This window comes from Polaromonas sp. P3_C2, assembly GCF_056402675.1.
Window position 1 is genome coordinate 1 of the sequence record NZ_JBFUGX010000346.1, and the last position, 4,455, is coordinate 4,455.

At 65.6% G+C, this 4,455-nt stretch carries 5 protein-coding genes; 1 reads left to right on the forward strand and 4 read right to left on the reverse strand.

Going from position 1 to position 4,455, the window contains the following annotated elements:
- On the reverse strand, window positions 1-972 hold a 972-nt coding region (locus tag AC1DWI_RS14690; protein WP_477725094.1), incomplete at its 3' end, for an ABC transporter permease.
- Window positions 973-1,166: 194 nt separating this feature from the next.
- On the opposite strand from AC1DWI_RS14690, the gene AC1DWI_RS14695 reads away from it, so the two are divergent.
- The gene (locus AC1DWI_RS14695) at window positions 1,167-2,138 is read left to right on the forward strand and encodes a threo-3-hydroxy-L-aspartate ammonia-lyase (protein ID WP_477671156.1); all 972 of its coding nucleotides are present in this window, start codon (window positions 1,167-1,169) and stop codon (window positions 2,136-2,138) included.
- A gap of 15 nt (window positions 2,139-2,153) precedes the next feature.
- On the opposite strand, the gene AC1DWI_RS14700 is transcribed toward AC1DWI_RS14695, so the two are convergent.
- The 3 genes from AC1DWI_RS14700 to AC1DWI_RS14710 form a co-directional block, all read right to left on the reverse strand.
- Complete coding sequence (locus AC1DWI_RS14700) at window positions 2,154-2,801, reverse strand: ABC transporter ATP-binding protein (protein ID WP_477671155.1); 648 nt, start codon at window positions 2,799-2,801, stop codon at window positions 2,154-2,156.
- Entirely contained in the window at window positions 2,798-3,772 is a 975-nt protein-coding gene (gene miaA / locus AC1DWI_RS14705; protein WP_477671154.1) for a tRNA (adenosine(37)-N6)-dimethylallyltransferase MiaA, read from the reverse strand. The genes AC1DWI_RS14700 and miaA overlap by 4 nt, the downstream gene beginning before the upstream one ends.
- Window positions 3,750-4,455, reverse strand: a 706-nt coding sequence (locus tag AC1DWI_RS14710; protein ID WP_477725095.1) for an MFS transporter, incomplete at its 5' end; no start/stop codon positions are given. The genes miaA and AC1DWI_RS14710, both read right to left, overlap by 23 nt.

The following is a 4,455-nucleotide window of genomic DNA, read 5'->3' on the forward strand; positions in this document are numbered from 1 at the left end:
GGCAATGTCCATCACGGCCAGGGGCCCGCCACCGGCGCCGACGCTGCCGGCCACGCCCAGCAGCAGCGACTCGGCCAGCACCAGCTGCAGGCGTTCGCGGCCCGTGAGGCCCAGCACGCCCAGCAGCGCGAATTGCTGCGCGCGTTTGGCCACGCTCAGCGAGAGCACCGAAAACACCAGGAAGGCGCCTGTGAACAAGGCCACCAATGCCAGCACCGTCAGGTTGACGCGGTAGGCGCGCGACAGGTTGCTGACGCGTTCGGCCGCATCGCCCGGCGCCGTGGCGGTGATGTTGGACGGCAGCTGCAGCGACTCGATCACACGGCGCGCATCGGCGCCGGCGCTGAGCCTGAGGTCGATGCGCGAGAGTTGTCCGGCCTTGCCGAAGAGTTCTTGCGCGGCGGCAATGTCCATCACGGCCAGGGGCCCGCCACCGGCGCCGACGCTGCCGGCCACAGAAACCCTGCGCAGTTCAAGGCCGCTTTGCAGGCGCAACTCCGGCGAGTGCAATGCTTGCTGCGCGGCGGGGTTCAAGAACACCTTGCCAGGCGCAAACAGGGCGAAGCGTCCCGCGTCGGAAGACGGCACCGGCATCAGCGACGGCGCGATGGCGGCCACCGCCAGCGCGTCGATGCCGATGATGCGCAGCGGCAGGCGGCCGGTGGGGGAGGTGCCGTCCAGCGCATACGTGCTGATTTCAAGCACCGGGCTGGCCAGCGCGACTTGCGGATGGTTGGCCACGCGCGCGTACACCGCCTCGTCAAAGCTGCCCTGCACGGCACGCAGCTCCAGGTCGGGTTGACCGTTGACCGCGCGCACCGCCTGTGAGAACTCACTGAGTGCCGACGCATTGATGAGCTGTACTGAAAACGCCAGGGCCACGCCCAGCATCACGGCCACTACGGCGGCGGCGTTGCGCCAGGGGTGGTGTTGCAATTCCCGCCAGGAGAAGCTTGAGAGCAGGGCGCGCATGCGCTCATTGTGCCTTTCAGCGCCGCAGCGAAATCAGGCCCTGGGCAGATGAACGAACCCGCCATCTGTATCGGTACAGAATCAGGCTTTCTGGCTCTGTCGGGAAAACGCCTGGTCATTTAAGCTTGCGGTCTTCCGGATGCCCTGGACCCGGATCTTTCTGATTTCTCACCCGGAATGAAAGCGTATTCACCATGCAACTCCCTACCTACGACGACGTCACCGCCGCTGCCGCGCGGCTTGAAGGCCATGCGCACCGCACGCCCGTGTTGCGGTCCAGTACGGCCGATGCCCGCTGGGGCGCGAATTTCTTTTTCAAATGTGAAAACTTCCAGCGCATGGGCGCTTTCAAGTTTCGCGGCGCCTTCAATGCGCTGTCGAAGTTCGACGCGGCGCAGCGCCGGGCCGGTGCTATCGCGTTTTCGTCAGGCAACCATGCGCAGGCGATGGCGCTTTCGGCGAGGCTGCTCGGTATGCCCGTGGTCATCGTGATGCCCAAAGATGCACCCGCTGCCAAGCTGGCCGCCACGCAGGGCTATGGCGCGGAAGTGGTGCTGTACGACCGCTTCACCGAAGACCGCGAGGCCCTGACGAAACGGCTCGCCACCGAACGCGGCATGACCTTGATCCCGCCTTATGACCACCCCGACGTGATCGCCGGCCAGGGTACGGCAGCGAAAGAGCTGATCGAAGAAACCGGCCCGCTGGACCGTCTCTACATATGTCTGGGCGGCGGCGGGCTTACCAGCGGCTCGGCGCTTGCAGCCCGCGCCCTGTCGCCGCAGTGCAAGGTCTATGGTGTCGAGCCTGAAGCGGGGAACGACGGCCAGCAGTCGCTGCGCGCAGGCCGCATCGTGCATATTGAAACGCCAAAAACCATTGCCGACGGCGCACAAACCCAGTACCTGGGCGAGTACACCTTTGCCATCATCCGGCGCGATGTGGACGACATCCTCACGGTAAGCGATGCGCAGCTGGTCGAGTCCATGCGCTTTTTTGCCGAACGCATGAAGATGGTGGTGGAGCCGACAGGCTGCCTGGCGTTTGCCGGGGCATGCGCCGCGCTGCAGGCCAACCCTGCCGCACCGGGTGAAAAGGTGGGCGTCATCATCAGCGGCGGAAATGTTGATTTGAAGCGCTACGCGGAGTTGCTCGCCCAGGCCTGAGCAAGGGGGGGCAGCTTACGGAAGAATTCCGTCGGCGCTCAGATGCAGCCGGCGATCAGCGCGGGCGGCTGCGGCTTCCGAATGGGTGACCAGCACCAGCGAGGCGCCGTGTTCGCGGGTCTGGGCAATCAGCGCATCCATTACTTTGGCGGCCGTCGTTGGGTCCAGGTTGCCGGTGGGTTCATCGGCCAGCAGCAGGCTGGGCCGGTGTACCAGGGCACGGGCAATCGCCACGCGCTGCAGCTGGCCGCCGCTGAGTTGCTGGGGCAGCCGCCCGCCCATGCCCGACAGGCCGACCGCATCCAGCAGTGACTGCACGCGCGCGTCGTCCGGCTCGCCGAGCAGCAGCAATGGCAGGGCCACGTTCTGCGCGACATCCAGGTGCGGCAGCACATGAAAGGCCTGAAACACAAAACCCACATGGCGGCGGCGTAGCAGCGCACGCTCGTCGTCGGTCATGGTGCCCAGGTCCTGGCCGTTCAGCAGCACGGTGCCTTCGTCCCAGGTGTCGAGTCCGGCCATGCAGTTGAGCAGCGTTGATTTGCCGACGCCTGATTCGCCGATGATGGCGACGAACTCGCCGGGCTCAACATCCAGCGTGACATGGCTGAACACGGCGGTTGTGCCGTAGCGCTTGGCGAGGTTCCTGAGTTGAAGGCTCATGTCGTCTGCCCAACAGAAGCGTCAACCAGTGCAAGCACCTGCTGCAACGCATCGGCCGCATCGCAGGCCACGACCTGGCGCTGCGGCATGGAGCGCAGCCAGGTGATCTGGCGCTTGGCCAGCTGGCGCGTGGCGAAAATGCCTTTGTCGCGCAGCTCGGCCAGCGGGTAGTTGCCGTCCAGTGCTTCCCACGCCTGGCGGTAGCCGACGCAGCGCATCGAAGGCAAGTCGGGGTTGAGGTCGCCGCGTGCGCGCAGGGCTTTCACTTCGTCCATAAACCCGCCGGCCAGCATGGCGTCGAAGCGTTGGGCAATACGCTCGTGCAGCCAGCTGCGGTCTTGAGGTTCAAGGGAAATAAGGGCTGTAGCCATTGATGGCTGTGCGCCAGCAGCTATGGTTTTTGTAGCGTTTTGCTGGTGGAAGAACGACAGCGGCTGGCCTGACACGCGGAAAACCTCCAGCGCACGCGAAATGCGCTGCGAATCGTTCGGTGCGAGCCGGGCGGCGGTGACCGGGTCCACCCGGGCGAGTTCGGCATGCAGAGCCGGCCAGCCGTTGGCGGCTGCTTCGTCGGCTATCACGGCGCGCGCGGCGGGGTCGGCTTTGGGCATGTCGTCCAGCCCGTCGAACAGCGCCTTGAAGTACAGCATGGTGCCGCCCACCAGCAGCGGCAGTTTGCCGCGTCCGCGGATGTCTTCCATCAGCCGGTTGGCGTCGGCCACAAACTCGGCCGCGCTGTAGGCGTGCAGCGGGTCGCGGATGTCAATCAGGTGATGCGGCACAGCGGCCAGCTCGGCCGCTGTGGGCTTGGCAGTGCCGATGTCCATGCCGCGATAGACCAGTGCGGAATCGACGCTGATGATTTCCACCGCGTGGCGCTGTGCAATCGCCATGGCGGCGGCGGTTTTGCCGGAGGCCGTCGGTCCGGCCAGTGCGATGCCGCGCATGTCAGGCCCTGGCTGCGGCCTCATGGGCAGGCTCTCCGTATTTCTGGATCACGGTCCAGGCCGTGGCGGCGATCAGCGCGCTCCAGAACCAGACGCCGTTGGTCAGCGGCCGCACCGTGCCGTCCATGTGGGTTCCCAGCCAGCCGCCCATGCCGAAGGCCACGACCATCATGAGAAATCCGTTGAGGGCCGAGGCAGCGCCCGCCGCCTGGGGGAAGGGACTAACGGCGCCGCTCTGCCCGCAGGGCTGGTGCACGCCATGCCCCAGCATGAACAGGTAGTAGGGCAGCATGATGGCCCAGACGTTCTGGATGCCGGCCCAGGCCAGCACGCCCATCAGGGTTCCGCCGGCCAGTGTGAGGCACGCGGCCACGGCCACCGAGCGCCGCACGCCAAAGCGCGGCAGCAGCCGACGGCAGATGAAGGTGCCGGTGAGGTAGCAAAAACACATCGAAAACATGATGAGGCCGTAATGTGTTTTGGTCAGGCCCAGCACCTTGATAAACACGAACGACGAGGTGGCCAGAAAGGTGAAGAGGCCGCCGTAGGAGGCCGCGGTCAACACCGAAAACGCCAGGAACGTGGGGTTGCGAAGAATATGGACCCAGGTGCGCAGCAGTGTGGCCGGCTGCAGCGCACGCGGGTTTTTCTGTGCCAGGGTTTCTTCAAACCGCAGTGAGATGAGGGCCAGCGTGGCCGCGCCGAAC